Consider the following 18,295-nt stretch of genomic DNA (forward strand, 5'->3'; position numbering starts at 1 on the left):
ATGCAAATAAAATTCATCAACAGACAAACAGGAGAAACGCAAACAGAAACTCCACCAGGAGAAGGTTTCTTGAAAATGCTGTACAATAATCCTTTTGGAAAATTAGCGCTACTACCTTTAGTGAAACGTAAATTCTTATCTGAATGGTATGGTAGAAAAATGGATAAACCATCTTCTGTTTCTAAAATTCAAAAATTTGTTGATGATTTAAATATTGATATTAATGAAGCAGAAAAAAAGATAAATGATTTTATTTCTTTTAACGACTTTTTCTACAGAAAATTAAAACCAGAAGCAAGACCAATTGAAGAAGGATTCGTTTCTCCGGGAGATGGAAAATTACTTGCTTTTGAAAATGTTACAGATGTACATAATTTCTTTATAAAAGGAAGAAAATTTACTCTTGAAGAATTTCTAGCCAATAAAGAATTAGCACAAACTTATAAAAACGCTTCACTACTTATTTTAAGATTAGCTCCAAACGATTATCATAGATATCATTTCCCTTATGAAGGAACACCTTCTGAAATGGTTAAAATTAAAGGAGACTATTTATCTGTTTCACCATATGCCTTAGCAGGAAATTTTACAAAAGTATTTTGTGAAAATAAAAGAGAGTATTGCATCCTTGAAACAAAAGATAAAGGAAACATTATCCTAGCTCCTGTTGGAGCTACCATGGTTGGTAGTATAATTCAAACGTATACAGCTAACAAACCCTTAAATAAAGGAGATGAAATGGGGTATTTTGCTTTCGGAGGCTCAACTATTGTAGTTCTTATTGATAAGAACAAGATCAAAATTGATCAAGATATACTCAACAACACTAAAAACAGAATTGAAACATTCGTAAAAATGGGTGAGAAAATTGGGCAGTAGAATTGCCTTAATTTTAACTTAATCTAAACATCAAAAAACAGTTAATTTCTAAAGTTAATTCCTCTAACTTTCCGTAAATTTGCACAGTTTTTATCTACTCATTTTACAATGAAAAAAATCTTAAATATACTTTACTCCACTCGTTTAATGGCTGTCCTATTTATTGTTTTTGCTGCAGCCATGGGAATCGCAACTTTTATAGAAAATGATTTTGGAACTCAGACTGCCAAAAAACTAGTTTATAACGCATGGTGGTTCGAGTTAATAATGTTGTTTTTTGTAATCAACTTTTTTGGAAATATTTTCAGGTATCGCTTGTTGAGAAAAGAAAAATGGACTGTTTTTATGTTTCATATTGCTTTTCTTTTCATTTTAATTGGAGCTGGAATTACCCGCTACATTGGATATGAAGGAATGATGATTATTGACGAAGGAGAAACAACGAATACATTTTTATCTGAAACAAATTACTTAAATGTTATCATTGATGATAATGCCTCGCAAAAAGCCTACGAAGAAAAACTTCTACTTTCTGCTTGGGGTAAAAATTCGTCTGAATTTTCTTTTGTATTCCAACCCAATAAAAACAAACCAAAGCATGAAGTAAATTTTAAACTTGTTGACTTCATTCCTTGGGCAGAGAAAAAATTAATTTTAGATGAAAACGGTGTTGAATATTTACATTTTGTAGAAAGTTCAAGTGGTACAAGACACGATCATTATATAAAAAGAGGAACAATTCAAAACATTCATAACATTCTAGTTGGTTTTGATGCTCCAAATAGAAATGCTACTATTAACCTTTTTTATGTTGACGGAAGTTTAAAAATGACCTCTAAACAAGATGGAAATTGGTTAAGAATGGCTGATCAAAAACAAGGGAAAATTGTAAAAGATAGTGTTCAACATTTTCAATATACAACTTTACATTCTCTTAACGGTTTTCAATTTGTAGTTCCGAAACCTGCAGAGAAAGGAGAAATGAAAACGGTAAGAGGAAAGAAAGACAATAAGAAATTTGACATTGTAATCTTCGATGTTACTACTAACGGAAAAACTGAACGCGTTGAGTTTTCAGGTGGACAGTTTAACACTAAAGGAAAAAAAGAATTCTCTATAGATAATTTAAATTTTAGAGCTTGGTACGGAGCAAAATTACTTCAAACTCCATTTAGTATAAAACTGAATGATTTCCAATTAGAAAAATATCCTGGTTCCGAAAGTGCTTCTTCTTATGCAAGCGAAGTAACTGTAGTTGATAAAAATGAATCTTTTGATTACCGAATTTTTATGAACCATATTCTAGACCATAAAGGATACAAATTTTTCCAAGCAAGTTATCAGAATGCTGGAGAGGCTATTGAACAAACTCATTTATCTGTAAATCATGATTTCTGGGGTACTTTTATAACTTATATTGGATACTCATTATTATATATAGGATTGATTTCTTCATTATTTGCAAAATACACTCGTTTTGACGATTTAAAGAAAGGTCTAGTTAAAATTAGAAAAAAGAAAGCTGCTTTATTTATTCCTCTTTTTCTTCTTTCAACCGTTTGTTTAGCTCAACATAGTGCTCATGGAAACAATACCGACAACAGGTTAAGTGAACAGAAAGTTGATAGTATTCTTAAAGCTAATTTAGTGTCAGTTGAACATGCTGAAAAATTCAGTCATTTAGTAATCCAGGATGCAGGAGGTAGAATGAAACCTGCGCATACTTTTGCTTCTGAATTAGTAAGAAAAGTAGCTCAAACAGATAAGTTCAACGACATGACTCCGAGTCAAGTTTTACTCTCTATTACTGAGAATCCTACTTTTTGGTTACAAGTTCCATTTATTTACTTAGAAGAAGGTAATTCTGAAATTAGAAAAATTCTAGGATTGAGTAAAGAAAGTACTCATGCTCGTTTTATAGATTTCTACGATGCTCAAGGAAACTCTAAGATTGGAAACTTAGTTATAGAAGCGCAAAAGAAGAAAATTCAAAATAAGTTTGAGAAAGACCTAGTAAAAATTGAACGAAGAATCTGGTTACTTTCTCAAGCATTAGGTGGTGGAATTTTAAAGATTTTCCCAATTCCAGGGAATGAAGAAAACAAATGGGTTTCTCAACCAGAAACTGCAACTGCTGGATTCAGAGCTACAGACTCTGTTTTTGTTAGACAGTCATTACCTGTTTACATGCAATTACTTCAAAAATCAAAAAAATCAGGAGACTATACTGAAGCCAATCAAATTCTAGACGGAATTAAAAAGTTCCAAAACAAATATGGATCAGAAGTTATGCCATCAGATGACAAAGTAAATCTCGAAATAGCATACAACAAGATTAATATTTTTACAAAGTTATTCTTACTATATGGACTCTTCGGTTTCTTATTAATTGCTGCTGTAATCTTAAATATTTTCTCTCAGAAAAAATATGTGGGCTACATTGTAAAAGGTTTAATAGCCATTATTATAATGTTATTCATTTTCCACACTTTAGGATTGTTATCCCGATGGTATATTAGCGGAAACGCCCCTTGGAGTAATGCATATGAGAGTATCATATATGTGGCGTGGGCCACTATGCTTTTTGGGCTATACTTAGGAAGAAAATCTTCTTTAACTATTGGAGCTGCAACTTTTGTGTCTTGCGTAATTTTAATGATTGCGTTAGGTAATTGGTTAGATCCAGAAATTGCAAACCTTCAGCCAGTATTGAATTCATGGTGGTTACTTGTTCATGTTTCTATTATTGTAGCTAGTTACGGCCCATTTTCACTAGGTATGGTATTGGGTGTAGTTTCATTAATACTAATGATTTTCACTACGGATAAGAATAAAAAGAAAATGGAAACCAACATAAAAGAACTTACTATTATTAATGAGATGTCTTTAACAGTTGGTCTAGTCATGCTAACCGTTGGTAACTTTTTAGGTGGAATGTGGGCTAACGAAAGTTGGGGAAGATATTGGGGCTGGGACCCAAAAGAAACATGGGCTTTAATTTCTATTATGATTTATGCCTTTGTTCTTCACATGAGACTCATCCCAGGTTTACGAAGCAAATACACATTTAACTTGTGGTCTGTAATCGCTTATGCTTCAATTATGATGACGTATTTCGGAGTTAACTTTTATTTAGCAGGATTACATTCATATGCTAGTGGTGATAGAGTAATAACACCTAGTTCCGTATATTATTCTGTAGCTTTTGTAGCTATTATTGGATTATTCGCATGGTTTAAGCACAAAAAACTATATCGCAATTAAGCCGATTAGGTTTAAAAATGTACATTTGCCAATCAAATAAAAAACAACTATGTTCAATAAAAATATAAAACTAATTCTAGCAGTATTAACAGCAGCATGGGCTGTTTATGAATTTTCACAAGGACATATAGGTAATGGTCTTGCAATTTTATTACTTACTGGTATTTTTATTTTATTTTATTTTAAAAATGAATTCATTTTACTTGCCTTTTTACAATTAAGAAAGCAAAACTTTGAAGGAGCTAAAAATTGGCTAGCCTATATTAAAAATCCAGAAGCTGCTTTAACTGTTAAACAACAAGGTTATTATAACTACCTACATGGTATTATGCTTTCTCAAACTAACATTACTCAAGCAGAGAAATTTTTAAAAAAAGCTGTTAAGTTAGGTTTATCTATGGATCACGATTTGGCAATGGCCAAATTACAATTAGCTGGAATAGCTATGACGAAAAGAAGAAAAAGGGAAGCTACAACATTAATGAATGAAGCTAAGAAGTTAGATAAGCATGGAATGTTAAAAGAACAACTACAAATGTTAAAACAACAAATGAAGAAGATTTAACTTCTAATTTGGTTTAAACAATATATTGTATCTTTATCCTGGTTTGACTCTGAAAAATGATTAGAAACTTTCTTTTAAAAGCTTTAAACAGGCACGCCTCACATTGGGTAGTGCTATTAATTGACACTCTTCTTGTTGCATTATCTTTCATTTTAGCTTACACCGTAAGATTTAATGCATCTTTAAATTTTAATACTGGAAATCTTGCTTATCAAATCCCATTTGTATCGTTTATATTTCTTGTGTGCTTTTGGTTTGTAGGCTCAAATAGAGGAATTATCAGACATACTGGTACAAGAGACGCTTTTAATGTTTTTATAGGAGTTACCATCGCATCTATGAGTATTATCTTTATAGTTGCAATTAATAATGTATACGAGGTTTTGCCTTCTTACACAATTCCCAAAACCATAATTCTTATACATTATTTTATTACAGTTTTTGTCCTAATTGTAAGTCGATTCATATTTAAAGCATTTTATGAAATTATTTCTTCAGAGTTAAAAGACATAACTAATGTAATGATTTATGGTGCTGGAGATTCTGGTTTGATTACATACGGAGCTCTTAATAGAGATACAAAAAACAATTATGAAGTAATTGGATTTATTGACGATGATAGGAATAAGGTCGGGAAAAAAATAGATAGAGTAAAAATTTACCATAGATCTGAGATTGACAAGAAATTCATTGAGAAAAAAGAAGTTGACGAGATCATTTTCTCCATTCAGAATATAAAATCAGAAAGACTATTATTTTTAACAGATAAAACTCTAGAACTTGGAGTAAAGCCTAAAATAGTTCCACCTTTATCTAATTGGATTGGTGGGGATTTTGAAGCTAATCAAATTAAACAAGTAAAAATTGAAGATTTACTAGATCGTAAACCTATATCTATTGATAATCCAATAGTAAAGCGTGACGTTAATAATAAAGTTGTTTTAGTAACTGGTGCTGCTGGTTCTATTGGAAGTGAAATATCACGCCAAATAAGTAAATATAATCATAAACATCTTATTTTAGTTGATCAGGCAGAATCTCCCTTATACGAAATTCAACAAGAATTAGTGCGTCAGGGTATCGAGAATTTCACATCTATTGTAGCCGATGTTCGTGACATCCAAAGAATGGAATCAGTTTTCGAAGAATTTAAACCTAACAAAGTCTATCATGCAGCGGCCTATAAACATGTCCCTTTAATGGAAGACAGCCCTTATGAAGCAATAAAAATAAATGTAGGTGGTACTAAAATTATAGCAGATTTATCTATTAAATACAATGTTGAAAGGTTTGTTATGGTTTCGACTGATAAAGCAGTTAACCCCACAAATGTTATGGGAGCTACGAAAAGAGTCGCTGAAATGTATATATCTTGTCTTAGTTCAAAATCTAATACAACAAAATTTACTACAACTCGTTTTGGAAATGTATTAGGTTCTAATGGCTCTGTAATACCTTTATTTAAAAAACAAATAGAAGCTGGTGGTCCTCTAACAGTTACTCACAAGAATATTACGAGATATTTTATGACAATACCTGAAGCTTGTCAGTTAGTTCTAGAGGCTGGTACTATGGGAGATGGAGGTGAAATCTACATTTTTGATATGGGTAAATCTGTAAAGATTTTTGATATTGCAAAACGAATGATACACCTTTCTGGGTTAAAATATCCAGAAGACATCGATATTAAAATTACAGGTTTAAGACCAGGCGAAAAACTTTATGAAGAATTATTAGCCAATGGTGAAAATACAACACCGACCTATCATGAGAAAATAATGATTGCCAAGAATCAAAAAATAGACACTAATCTATTCAAATCAAAAATAGAACAATTGTGTATTGAAAACATTAAAAATGACAATGGTTTATCCGTTAAATTACTCAAAGAAATAGTACCTGAGTACAAATCAAATAATTCTGTTTACGAAAAACTAGATGTTCAAAAAACAAATTAAATTGATTACTTTCGCAAAAAATTTACACATGCAAAAAGCAAAAATAATTCTCCTAATACTTGTTACAATTAGCATTACTTCTTGTGTTTCTAAAAAGAACATAACCTATTTTCAAAATGACGCTATAGAACAAGCCAAAGTATCCAATTCTTATAAAACGGTATTTAAGCCAGATGATTTGTTACAGATAACAGTATCAGCTGTAGATTTCGAAACTGTTAAACCGTTCAACTTACCTGCTGTAAGCTTTGCTACAACTACTGATCGAGCTATTGGAACCCCTCAACAACAAACTTATCTCATCGATAATGAAGGTAACATAGATTTCCCTGTTATTGGTAAACTTAAAATTGGAGGACTTACGAGACAAGAAACTATTACCTTACTAAAAAATAAGCTAGATCCTGATTATGTAAAAAATCCAACTATAAATATTAGAATTGCAAACTATACCATTACTGTTTTAGGCGATGTAAGGAAACCTGGTACATATACAATACCTAATGAACGTATAACAATTCTAGAAGCAATTGGTTTAGCTGGTGATTTAAACATTACAGGTAAAAGAAATACAGTGAAAGTATTTAGAGAGATTGATGGAAAGAAAAAACAATTTGATATTGATTTAAGATCAAATAAAATATTTACGTCTCCTGTTTATTATCTTCAACAGAATGATTTGGTATATGTAGATCCTAATAAATCATCATCTCAAGATGCTGCCTTCAATCGAAATACAGGGCTTTTCGTATCTATAGGATCCATAATAGTTTCTTTAATCGCCGTATTAACAAGATAAATTCTCTTCAATGAATATCAATATTAATAAACCACAAATAGAAGAGCATGAAACCATTAATATAAGAGCTGAATTAGAGAAGTATCTTATTCACTGGAAATGGTTTGTATTAGGTATGATAGTCAGTTTAGCACTAGCATTCTTATATTTAAGGTATAGCACACCCAAGTTTACAGCTTCTTCAAAAATAATGATTAAGGATAATAAAAAATCCGGAATATCAGCAGAATTAGAAGCCTTTAAAGATTTGGGAATAGTTGGTGCGGGATCAAGTAACAACCCTGATAATGAGATTGAAATATTAAAGTCCAGAAAAATTTTACGTAAAGTTGTAAAGAAATTAAATCTTAATGTAAAATATATCTCAGAAGGACGAGTTAAGAATTCTGAAATTTATAATAAAACTCCTGTTTTATTTAATCTTTCAGATTCATTATTCTTTTCAAAAAATAGTAAATCTTTCTCTTTTTCAGTTTTAATTAAAAATGAAAATCAATTTGATATTTTTGATATTGAAGGTAACCTCATCAAAGAGAATTTAAATTTTGATGAAAAATTTAATCTAACTCTACAACACTATTCTAACACCTTTAATTTAGAAAGTATATCACTACTGAAAACACCATTTTTTAACAATGAATATGTAAATAATAAGATTATCATTAATATTTATTCTGACAACTTAATTATAGATGGTCTTATTAATAGTGTCGCTATTGCTCCTATAAATAAGAATTCAAGTGTTCTTAAACTTTCTTTACAATCATCGGTTCTTCAAAAAGCGGAAGATGTATTAGATGAATTAGTTCACCAATATAATCTTGACGCAAAAAATGATAAAAGCGAAGTTTCAAGAAAAACTGTTGAATTCATTAATGAAAGATTAGACAACGTTGGTGGAGAATTAGCTATCGTAGATGATAATGTCAAAAACTTCAAAAAGAAAAATCGTGTGACTGATATTCAATCCGAAGCACAATTAGTTCTTGAGACAAGTACTTTAAACAAACAAAAATTAATTGATGCCAATATTCAGTTAAGTATTGTAAAATCTTTAAAAGAGGAACTATCAAAATCAGAAGATATTCTTCCTGTTAACTTAGGATTACAGGATCCTAATGTTGCTAGATACATTTCCGATTATAATCAATTATTAAGTAAAAAAAGGCGTTTACTCAAAAGTGCTGGAGAGAAGAACTCTATAATTGTAGAAATTCAAGAGAATATTAATAGTATTAGAAAAAGTTTAGAAAACAGTCTTGAAAATCAACAAAGATCTATTCAATTAAACGTTAATAATTTAGTTAGTGAGGCAAATAGATTCAACTCAAAAATTTCCTCTATCCCATCAAAAGAAAGAGAATTTTTAGACATTGCAAGGCAACAAGAAATAATTGCTGGATTATACACATATTTATTGAAGAAAAAAGAAGAAACAGCTATATCACTCGCTGTTACTGTTCCTAACGCCAAAATTATAGATAAAGCCTATGGATCAGGCGTTCCAGTTTCTCCTAAAAAACGTATTATATTTCTCGGAGCTTTAGTTTTAGGATTAATTATTCCTTTCATTATAATATATTTAAGAGATTTACTTGACACTAAAGTCCATACTAAAAAGGATATTCAAGATTTAACTTCGGTTCCTTTTATAGGTGATATTCCTCATTCAGAAACAAAGGAAAAGATAGTAGTTGGAACAGATGCAAGATCGAGTGCAGCTGAAGCATTTAGATTAGTTAGGACTAACTTAGACTTTATGCTAACTGGAAATGAAAAATCTAATCAAGGAAAGACTATATTCATTACTTCAACTACAAGTGGTGAAGGAAAATCTTTTATCTCTATAAATTTATCAGCCACATTAGCTTTATCAGGTAAGAAAGTTATTCTGGTAGGAATGGATTTAAGGGCGCCAAAAGTAACAGAATATTTAAACATCCCAGAGCGAAAAGGGATAACGAACTATATTACGAATAATGACATATCAATAGATTCTTTGAAATTTAGAGTTCCTGAATTAAAAGATCTTGATATAATTGCATCTGGTGTAATTCCTCCAAACCCTGCTGAGTTGTTAATGTCACCTAGAATAGATGAGTTATTTGAAACATTAAGAAATGATTATGATTATGTTCTTGTTGATACAGCACCAGTTAATTTAGTAACAGACACTTTATTAATTTCTAAATATGCTGATGTTTTCTTATATGTTAGTAGAGCAAATTATTTAGATAAACGATTATTAGCCGTGCCTGATACATTATATAGAGAAAATAAACTTCCAAACATGGCAATAATACTTAACGATACCGATATGAAACGTGGATATGGTTATGGATACGGTTATGGTTATGGCTATGGGTATGGTAATATTCAAGAGGAAAATAATAAACCTTGGTACAAAAAGTTATTTAGTTAAAATAAAAAAGGAGCTTAAGAAGCTCCTTTTTTATTAGTAGAATTTTGAATTATTCTTAATTAATCCCTCTATATTCTTCTTTATTTTTTTTGTTCCTATCTTTTCTAATAATCGTAAATGATTTTTATGATGCGTATCAGTTCCGACAAAATCGTATAAATTCTCTTTCAGTAATTTCTCAGCGGTTTTCTTCACACTCGTACCATACTGTTCAGTTAAAGACAGTAAATTCAACTGAAATAAACAACCCGCTTTTTTTAATTTATAATAACTTTGAAAATCATTATGGTAAAAATTGTATCGTTCTGGATGAGCTAAAACAGGTTTATACCCTTTTAACTGAATTTCAAAAAGAATATCATAAAGGTTAATAGGAGCATTAAAATATGACATCTCAACTAATATTATATTATCCTTTAACGGAAGTATATCGTTTTTCTCTAATCGTTCAGAAAACCGCTCATCCATCATATATTCAGCCGCAGCATCAATCCTAACATCATTAAAGCCTCTCTCTTTAAGTACTTCCCTCACTTCTTCAAGTTTGTTCTTAATCGTTTCTGTTGAATTAGGATAAACATCTCCTAATACATGAGGTGTTGTAATAAAGTTTTTAATTCCGAAAGAATGCATCTTAGTGATTAAGGCTATGGAGTCCTCAATGTTCTTAGCACCATCATCAATACCCGGTAACAAATGAGAATGTATATCTACAAATAAATCACCAAAAATTTCATTCAGTGGAATCGTCTTTTCTTTAAAGAAAAACATAATTATCAATTTTCTTACTAAACAAAATTACTGTTTTTTACACAAAAATCTACTTTATTTATTTCGAAAACGATTGAGTTTTATCAAGCTATTGTATAAGATAAATTGAAAATATATATTTGAATAACTCAATGAATTATAGAGATGATTTTAATAGCAGACGGCGGGTCTACAAAAGCAGATTGGATTGCTTTAGACAAAAATAGAAATGAAGTATTTAGAGCAAGAACATTAGGTTTAAACCCTGCGGTTGTTCCTAGTGAAGAACTCAATAATCGTATCGTGAATATGTTTCAGCTTATCAACATAAAAGATGAAGTTGAAGAAATACATTTTTACGGTGCGGGATGTGGTACACCTAAACCTGTTCAGATACTTCATGATGTTATGAAAGGTATTTTTACAAATGCTTCAATACATATAGCTGAAGATATGCTTGCAGCAGTTTACGCTGCTTCTGGAACCAACCCATCTATTGTCTGCATTCTTGGAACCGGATCAAACAGCTGTTACTTTAACGGTTCAGAAATGGAAATGTTAACCGCATCATTAGGTTATTCTATAATGGATGAAGCAAGTGGAAATTATTTCGGAAGACTTTTAATTAGAGATTATTACTACAACAAAATGCCTAAGCAAATTGCTAAAAGCTTTGAAAGTGAATTCAATTTAGATGCTGACTATATCAAAATGAATTTGTATAGAAAGCCTAATCCAAATATGTACTTAGCAACGTTTGCAAAATTCATGTTTGAATTCAAAAATGAAAAATACATTAAAAAGCTGATTAGGAAAGGATTTCAAGAGTTTTTCAAATATAGAATACTTCCTTATAAAAAGGATAATTCAACTCCAATCTATTTCATTGGCTCAATAGCATATTATTTCAAAGAAACTTTAGAAAAAGTAGCTAATAAACATGATTTAAGCGTAACCGGTATAATTCAACGCCCAATCGATAATCTTCTTGAATATCACAAAGAAAATATCAATTAATAAAATCCAAACAGCGTTCTAGAGCCATTCCTCTAGAACCTTTTATTAATATTTTACTTTCATTCATTGGATTGTTTTGTAAATAGGATTTAACATCTTCAAACTCCTTAAATTTAAGTGCAGAAGTAATTTTAACGCTGTTAAAATTATTTCCAACTAACATCACTTTAGTTATATGAAGGTCTTCGCTCAGTAAAGCTATATTCTGATGTTCAACATCACTATCCTTACCTAATTCAAACATGTCGCCCAGAATAACAACTTTATTTTCACCAGAGAGTTTATCAAAGTTCTCTAACGCTGCTTTCATACTTGTTGGGTTCGCATTATAAGCATCAAGAATTATTTCATTAGATCCTCTCTTTATGACTTGGGATCTGTTATTCTTAGGAACATAACTCTCAATAGCTTCTTTAATATCATCCAATTGAACATTAAAATACTGACCTATAGTTATAGCTGCTGCAATATTATTATAATTGTATTGCCCTAATAAATTACTTTGAATAATTTCATCTTTATAACTCAGACTCACAAATGGATTGGCTGATATAAACTCAACTGATTCAGCAAAAAATATTTGATTTGCTTCTTTAGATTTCTCCATCTGAATTTTATCCTCCTGATTAACCACAACTTTACCATTTGATTTTATGACAAAACCATACAATTCAGACTTCGCTTCAATAACTCCTTGAACAGAACCAAAACCTTCCAAATGAGCCTTACCGAAATTTGTAATATATCCCACAGAAGGTTCTGAAATCTCAGATAATAATTTGATCTCACCATGATGGTTTGCTCCCATTTCCACAATACCAACCTCAGTTTTAGGATTCATTGATAATAACGTCAATGGCACTCCGATATGATTATTCAAATTACCCAAAGTAGCCGTAGTGTTATATTTTTTACTTAGTACCGCATTAATAACCTCTTTTGTGGTTGTTTTTCCATTACTACCAGTTAAACCAACGATAGGAATACCTAATTCCCTGCGATGATAATTTGCTAAGTTCTGAAGTGTCTTCAGTACATTTTTTACCAGAATAATCTTTTCATTCGTCGCATACTCCTCTTCATCTATAACGGCATACGATGCTCCTTTCTTAATTGCTTCTTCGGCAAATTTGTTCCCATTAAAATTTTCACCTTTTAAAGCGAAAAATATAGTTCCCTTTCTAATTTTTCGTGTATCCGTATCAACTAAATACTTCTCCCTGTATAAACGGTAAAGCTCTTTTATTTCCATATTGTAAAAATAAAAAACCTCACTGAAATCAGCGAGGTTTTATTAATGTGCATTTTTTATAATACACATAAAATAACTTAATATTATCTCCTTGAATAAATATATCTCGGAGTTGCTGTCTTCTTTTGGTTTCTAACCATAGGTCCAACTTTGTCCGTAGCACATCTAAATCCAATATAATTCGTTGAAATGTATTCTGGGAAATATCTTCTCTGAGCAGGATCTAACCAGTACTCTCTATCTGCCCAAGAACCACCTTTGTAAACTCTAGTTTTATTACTAATTAAAGTTCTTCTTGTTTTCTTATCATACTCTAATTTAGACACAACGTTTCCTAAAGAATCTCTTTCGCTTTCCGGTCTAATTGGTGAATTATACATTCTTGGACTTCCTGCTAACTGATCCTCTTCTAAATTAAAGAACTTCGAAGACTTTTGATCACCATCATTTAAATCTGAATTATCAGCGAATGAATAATTTCTTCTCATGTAAGTATCATCCTTAGTAATAGGAATGTATCTAAATGATCCCGGTAATGCCTTTGGCATAACCTTCCCATTTACAAGAGTATCCAACTCTACTTGACTATCATCAACGATAACAACTTTTCCGTCTTGATCAATCAATTTCTTTGTAAAGATGTTACCTCTAAAATAGTTAAAGTCATTTGCTTCAGAATCAACTAATGGACGATAAACATCTGATACCCATTCCGCTACATTTCCAGACATATCGTATAATCCAAATGCATTAGGAGGGTAACTTCTTACAGCATTAGGGATATCAGCACCATCACTACTCCAACCAGCAATACCACTATAATTTCCTTTTCCCTGCTTAAAGTTAGCCAACTGATCTCCTCTTTGAGATTTAGATCTGTTTCTTGTATATTTTCCTGACCAAGCATATTTCTTTCTACCACGGATATTGTTATATTCTCTGTTCTCAAAAATCGCTTTCGCAGCGTACTCCCACTCTACTTCAGTAGGTAGTCTAAATTTTTGTGATAAGATACCATCCGAAGACGTAACTTGTCTACCCGTAAATGCACCTTTAACAGGTTTTGGGTCTCCTTTTTTTCTTGGAACTGGTATACCTCTTTTATATATTGTAGAATCACCATCAAACAATGCATATGGTTGATCTAAATATACATCAGTATCAAAATTATTTTTCCCTTTAAACTTTAAAGAATCTTCCTTAAAGATATTAGTTATCACACCTTTATCCATTAAGATCTTTAAATTTACTGCATTTGTTCTCCATTTACAGTATTCGTTTGCTTGTAACCATGTTACACCAACTACTGGATATTCAGAATATGCTGGATGTCTTAAATAACTTTCTGATAATAAGTTCGTGTTCCCTAATCCCTTTCTCCAAACTAAAGTATCTGGAAGGATTGAAGGATAAATATGTTTAAATTGTGGGTCTTCCGGAGGAAATACATCTTTCGTGTATTGTAAGAATAAACCATATTCAGCATTAGTAACCTCAGCTTCATCCATGTAAAATGAACGAACGTGCATTTGTTTTGGAGTTGTATTCCAATCAAACATTACATCATCTTGTACCAATCCCATAGTATAGGTACCACCTTCAATGTGTACCATACCTGGAGGTACGTTACCATCTTTAAATTCTCCTTTTAAATAATTTCCATAGCTAGGATCGTTAAAGTTCCACCCAGTTAAAGATGAAGAACTAGAACCTCTTCTTGAACTCTGGCAAGAAGATAAAACAACTAAGGAAATGATTAGAAAGCTAAATAACTTAAATGTACTTTTCATGTATTTACTTAATTTTAGGGTCTGGCAATTTACAACATTTATCATTTAATACGAATATATAAATATAATAATTTTATATTATGTTAGAAATACTCTTAGTTAACGATTGTTTTTTCATTTTATTATAAGTAATCTTGCAAAAGATATACTAATGTAGTAACCATATCGTTATCTAATTGAATTTATGAAAAGACTTCTACTCCTTCTTATATTATTTTTAAGTTTTTCCAGTACTAGTCAAACTTCAAACACTGTACTTTCTAACGGTACATGGTATAAATTTGCAATTGACACTACAGGAGTTTTCAGAATAAATGCCGAATTCTTGCGCAATTTAGGATTAAATCCGAATTCTATTGATCCTAGAAACATAAAAATTTACGGTAATGGTGGTAAAACCCTTCCTGAATTAGCTTCAGACTTCAGATATAATGATTTACAAGAAAATTCAATATTTGTTAGCGGTGAAGCCGATGGTAGTTTTGATAGTAACGATTATGTTTTATTCTACGGAATTGGCCCACATAGTTGGTCTGTAGATATTCCAAATGAAACAGCATCACACGTTCAAAACATATATACGGATCAAGCATTCTATTTCATAACGGTTGCTGATACTCCTGGGAAAAGAATTACTAATCAAGCTGTACTAACTGGAACTTCAACAACTACCATCAATACTTATGATGATTATATTTTTTACGAAAAGGAAAATGTAAGTTTACTTGCCGTTGGTCGATTATGGTTCGGGGAAAACTTTTCAGTTAATCGAACTCAAGATTTCAATCTTCCATTTCCTAATGCCGCATCCGGAAATCCTATAACAGTTAAAGTAACTGCAGCATCACAATCCACTACAGCTTCAAATATGAATATCACTGTAAATGGTTTTAATGCTCCAACAATCGGTTTCCCTCCTGTTTCAAACTCAACATCATCAGGACTAGCAAGATATGGACAAAGCACATCACTGGTAAATTCAGCCAATACAATCTCAGTTCAGTTAGATTATAATAACAATGGAAATCCTTCAGCTAGAGCGTTTTTAGACTATATTGAGGTTATTGGTAAGAAAAATCTAACCTCATCTGGACAACAATTTACGTTTAGAAGTTTTGCAGAGGCTAAAGCTACGGGAATAGTAGACTACACTATTGGAAACGCTACTGAAATATTCAGAGTTTGGAATGTTACAGATCCTATTAATATTACCAATGTAGAAAACGAATCTGCTTCAAATTCTAATTTTATTTTTAAATCAAACGGAGGTAATTTAAACGAATATGTTGTAGTTAATGAAAATGACTATTATACACCAACTCAAATACAAGATCGTAGAGTAGCTAATCAAAACATACACGCTTTAACCGACATTGATTATCTTGTTATTACCAATAGCGAACTATTTAATGAAGCACAACGTTTAGCTGATTATCATCAAAATAATTCTGGTTTTAATTCTAGAGTAGTATTACTTTCAGAAATATATAATGAATTCGCATCAGGTAGTCCAGATGTTACTGGAATTAGAGATTTCATCAAATACCTGTACGACAATTCCGCATCAAACAAACTACAATATGTTTGCTTTTTTGGTGATTCATCATATGATTATAAAGATCGTATTTCTGGAAATAATAACGTAATGCCAACATTCCATGCTACTCAAAGTTTTGATTTGGTTTCATCTTATGTTACCGATGATTATTTTGTAATGATTGATGATACTGATGGAAGAATGTTAGGAAATGATAATATTGATATCAGTTCAGGTAGAATTCCTGTTACCACGGTTCAGCAAGCAAACAATGTTGTAAATAAAATTTTAAGTTATTACAATACATCTTCATTCGGAGATTGGAGAAATACCGTGACACTTGTTGCTGATGATATAGATGTAACTACAGACGCAACCTTACAATCAGGTTTAGAAGAAGTTGCAGATAGCATTAAAAAATACAAACCTATATTTAATGTAAATAAAATCTATGCTGATGCTTTTAGACAGGAAAATTCTTCTGGTGGTGAACGATATCCTCAAGTAAAAAACGCAATTACGAACACTATTGAAAAAGGAACCTTAGTATTTGATTATTTTGGACATGGTGGTGAAGACGGTTTAGCAGCAGAAAGGGTATTAGAAATTCCTCAAATACAAGAATTCAATAATAGTAATTTACCTTTATTTATTACTGTTACTTGTGAATTCTCAAGATTTGATAACCCTTTGAGAGATACCGCTGGAGAACAATTATTTCTCAATCCTAATGGTGGAGCCGTAAGTATGATTACTACCACGAGAGATGTTTTTATTTCTTTAGGAGAAGCCTTTAATAAAGAACTCACAAAATATGTTCTAGATTTTGATAACGCCGATGATGCCATTGCCAAAAACCTAATCAAAACTAAGAACGAAACAACGAGTAGCCAGCGATTTTTCATCTACTATTTCGGAGATCCAGCGATGAAACTTGCTATACCAAAACCCGATATACGTATTAGTAGAGTAAATGATGTTCCCATTACACAGCCTATAGATACATTAAAAGCGCTTTCAAGAATTAAAATTGACGGAATTGTTACCGATAATTCAGGCACTCCTTTAAACAATTTTAATGGAACAGTATTTACAACCATCTTTGATAAACCAATTGATAAAACAACTTTAGATAATGATGGTTTTGGAATCATAAATACATTCGATTCTCAAGAAAGTAAGATTTTTCGCGGAAAATCATCAGCTCAAAATGGAAACTTTAGTTTTGAATTTATCGTGCCAAAAGATATTAAAATTACTTACGGTAATGCTAAGTTTAGTTTTTATGCAGAAAACCAGGAAATTGATAAATCTGGTATTAATTTAGATGTTGTTGTAGGAGGAATTAATGATAACGCTCCGGAAGATTTAATTGGACCAGACATTCAATTATTTATGAATGATGAGTCATTTATTGATGGAGGGACCACCAACAGCTCTCCTAATCTAATTATAAAGCTTTCAGATATTAGTGGTATTAATACATCAATAACCGCTGTTGATCATGATATTGTAGCTATTTTAGATGATAATCAATCCGAACCGATCATACTCAATGATTTTTACGAAACAGAACTTGATGATTTTACTAAAGGAATTGTTAATTATCAATTACGAGATCTAACAGTTGGTACACATACAATAAAAATAAAAGCTTGGGATACATATAATAATTCATCTGAAGCTACGTTAACTTTTGAGGTTGTGAGTGATACTAAATTACTCTTAGAAAATGTTTTGAACTATCCAAACCCTTTCACTAATTATACGGAGTTTTGGTTTAATCACAACAAACCGAATGAACCATTAGAAGTTCAGGTTCAAGTATTTACTATTTCAGGGAAATTGGTTAAAACCATTAACGAAACAGTACAGACAACAGGTGGACTATCAAGATCAATTAATTGGAATGGTTTAGATGATTTCGGAAATAAAATAGGGAAAGGTGTATACTTATATAAACTAAAAGTAAGATCAACAGTAAGTAACCTTTCCTCCGAAAAATACGAGAAGCTCGTTATACTATAATAAAATTATATATTTGCCAAAACAATGTTAAAAT

Annotated in this window: 11 protein-coding genes; 8 read left to right on the plus strand and 3 right to left on the minus strand. The window is 31.2% G+C overall.

All coding sequences use genetic code 11. The features are described from left to right. The 6 genes from ABNT61_RS06885 to ABNT61_RS06910 all read left to right on the plus strand — a co-directional run bounded on the left by ABNT61_RS06885 (position 1) and on the right by ABNT61_RS06910 (position 9,887). Positions 1–879: a phosphatidylserine decarboxylase gene (locus tag ABNT61_RS06885; protein ID WP_348745347.1), complete on the plus strand. Its 879-nt coding sequence runs from the start codon at positions 1–3 to the stop codon at positions 877–879. Positions 880–987: 108 nt separating this feature from the next. Continuing rightward, positions 988–4,143, plus strand: coding sequence for a cytochrome c biogenesis protein CcsA (gene ccsA / locus ABNT61_RS06890; protein ID WP_348745348.1), 3,156 nt, complete (start codon positions 988–990; stop codon positions 4,141–4,143). Positions 4,144–4,192: 49 nt separating this feature from the next. Next, positions 4,193–4,708, plus strand: a complete 516-nt coding sequence (locus tag ABNT61_RS06895) for a DUF2892 domain-containing protein (RefSeq protein ID WP_348745349.1) — start codon at positions 4,193–4,195, stop codon at positions 4,706–4,708. 56 nt (positions 4,709–4,764) lie between these two features. After that, positions 4,765–6,666, plus strand: coding sequence for a nucleoside-diphosphate sugar epimerase/dehydratase (locus ABNT61_RS06900; protein ID WP_348745350.1), 1,902 nt, complete (start codon positions 4,765–4,767; stop codon positions 6,664–6,666). A gap of 28 nt (positions 6,667–6,694) precedes the next feature. Beyond that, positions 6,695–7,465, plus strand: a complete 771-nt coding sequence (locus tag ABNT61_RS06905) for a polysaccharide biosynthesis/export family protein (RefSeq protein WP_348745351.1) — start codon at positions 6,695–6,697, stop codon at positions 7,463–7,465. A 10-nt stretch (positions 7,466–7,475) separates the two neighbouring features. After that, on the plus strand, positions 7,476–9,887 hold the full coding sequence (locus ABNT61_RS06910; protein WP_348745352.1) for a polysaccharide biosynthesis tyrosine autokinase: 2,412 nt from the start codon (positions 7,476–7,478) through the stop codon (positions 9,885–9,887). Positions 9,888–9,920: 33 nt separating this feature from the next. On the opposite strand, the gene ABNT61_RS06915 is transcribed toward ABNT61_RS06910, so the two are convergent. After that, a complete protein-coding gene (locus ABNT61_RS06915; RefSeq protein WP_348745353.1) occupies positions 9,921–10,658 on the minus strand; it encodes a tyrosine-protein phosphatase in 738 nt (245 codons plus the stop codon). A gap of 144 nt (positions 10,659–10,802) precedes the next feature. Between ABNT61_RS06915 and ABNT61_RS06920 the strand changes: the two genes are divergently transcribed. After that, complete coding sequence (locus ABNT61_RS06920; protein ID WP_348745354.1) at positions 10,803–11,654, plus strand: N-acetylglucosamine kinase; 852 nt, start codon at positions 10,803–10,805, stop codon at positions 11,652–11,654. Here ABNT61_RS06920 and ABNT61_RS06925 read toward each other — a convergent pair. Both ABNT61_RS06925 and gldJ read right to left on the minus strand, forming a co-directional pair. Then, on the minus strand, positions 11,647–12,906 hold the full coding sequence (locus ABNT61_RS06925; protein WP_348745355.1) for a UDP-N-acetylmuramoyl-tripeptide--D-alanyl-D-alanine ligase: 1,260 nt from the start codon (positions 12,904–12,906) through the stop codon (positions 11,647–11,649). The genes ABNT61_RS06920 and ABNT61_RS06925 overlap by 8 nt on opposite strands. Before the next feature lie 83 nt (positions 12,907–12,989). Then, the gene (gldJ, locus tag ABNT61_RS06930) at positions 12,990–14,696 is read right to left on the minus strand and encodes a gliding motility lipoprotein GldJ (RefSeq protein WP_348745356.1); all 1,707 of its coding nucleotides are present in this window, start codon (positions 14,694–14,696) and stop codon (positions 12,990–12,992) included. A gap of 184 nt (positions 14,697–14,880) precedes the next feature. On the opposite strand from gldJ, the gene porU reads away from it, so the two are divergent. Next, positions 14,881–18,261 carry a type IX secretion system sortase PorU gene (porU, locus tag ABNT61_RS06935; protein ID WP_348745357.1) on the plus strand — a complete coding sequence of 1,127 codons (3,381 nt, stop codon included), beginning with the start codon at positions 14,881–14,883 and terminating at the stop codon, positions 18,259–18,261. Positions 18,262–18,295 lie beyond the last annotated feature (34 nt).

Origin of the sequence: Tenacibaculum sp. 190524A05c (assembly GCF_964036595.1) — a bacterium.
Lineage (GTDB): Bacteria > Bacteroidota > Bacteroidia > Flavobacteriales > Flavobacteriaceae > Polaribacter > Polaribacter platacis.

What these genes read in the sequence shown, in the direction of transcription:
- ABNT61_RS06885 (WP_348745347.1), top strand. Translation starts at nt 1, where the DNA reads ATGCAAATAAAATTCATCAACAGACAAACAGGAGAAACGCAAACAGAA.
- ccsA (WP_348745348.1), top strand. Translation starts at nt 988, where the DNA reads ATGAAAAAAATCTTAAATATACTTTACTCCACTCGTTTAATGGCTGTC.
- ABNT61_RS06895 (WP_348745349.1), top strand. Translation starts at nt 4,193, where the DNA reads ATGTTCAATAAAAATATAAAACTAATTCTAGCAGTATTAACAGCAGCA.
- ABNT61_RS06900 (WP_348745350.1), top strand. Translation starts at nt 4,765, where the DNA reads ATGATTAGAAACTTTCTTTTAAAAGCTTTAAACAGGCACGCCTCACAT.
- ABNT61_RS06905 (WP_348745351.1), top strand. Translation starts at nt 6,695, where the DNA reads ATGCAAAAAGCAAAAATAATTCTCCTAATACTTGTTACAATTAGCATT.
- ABNT61_RS06910 (WP_348745352.1), top strand. Translation starts at nt 7,476, where the DNA reads ATGAATATCAATATTAATAAACCACAAATAGAAGAGCATGAAACCATT.
- ABNT61_RS06915 (WP_348745353.1), bottom strand. Translation starts at nt 10,658, where the DNA reads ATGTTTTTCTTTAAAGAAAAGACGATTCCACTGAATGAAATTTTTGGT.
- ABNT61_RS06920 (WP_348745354.1), top strand. Translation starts at nt 10,803, where the DNA reads ATGATTTTAATAGCAGACGGCGGGTCTACAAAAGCAGATTGGATTGCT.
- ABNT61_RS06925 (WP_348745355.1), bottom strand. Translation starts at nt 12,906, where the DNA reads ATGGAAATAAAAGAGCTTTACCGTTTATACAGGGAGAAGTATTTAGTT.
- gldJ (WP_348745356.1), bottom strand. Translation starts at nt 14,696, where the DNA reads ATGAAAAGTACATTTAAGTTATTTAGCTTTCTAATCATTTCCTTAGTT.
- porU (WP_348745357.1), top strand. Translation starts at nt 14,881, where the DNA reads ATGAAAAGACTTCTACTCCTTCTTATATTATTTTTAAGTTTTTCCAGT.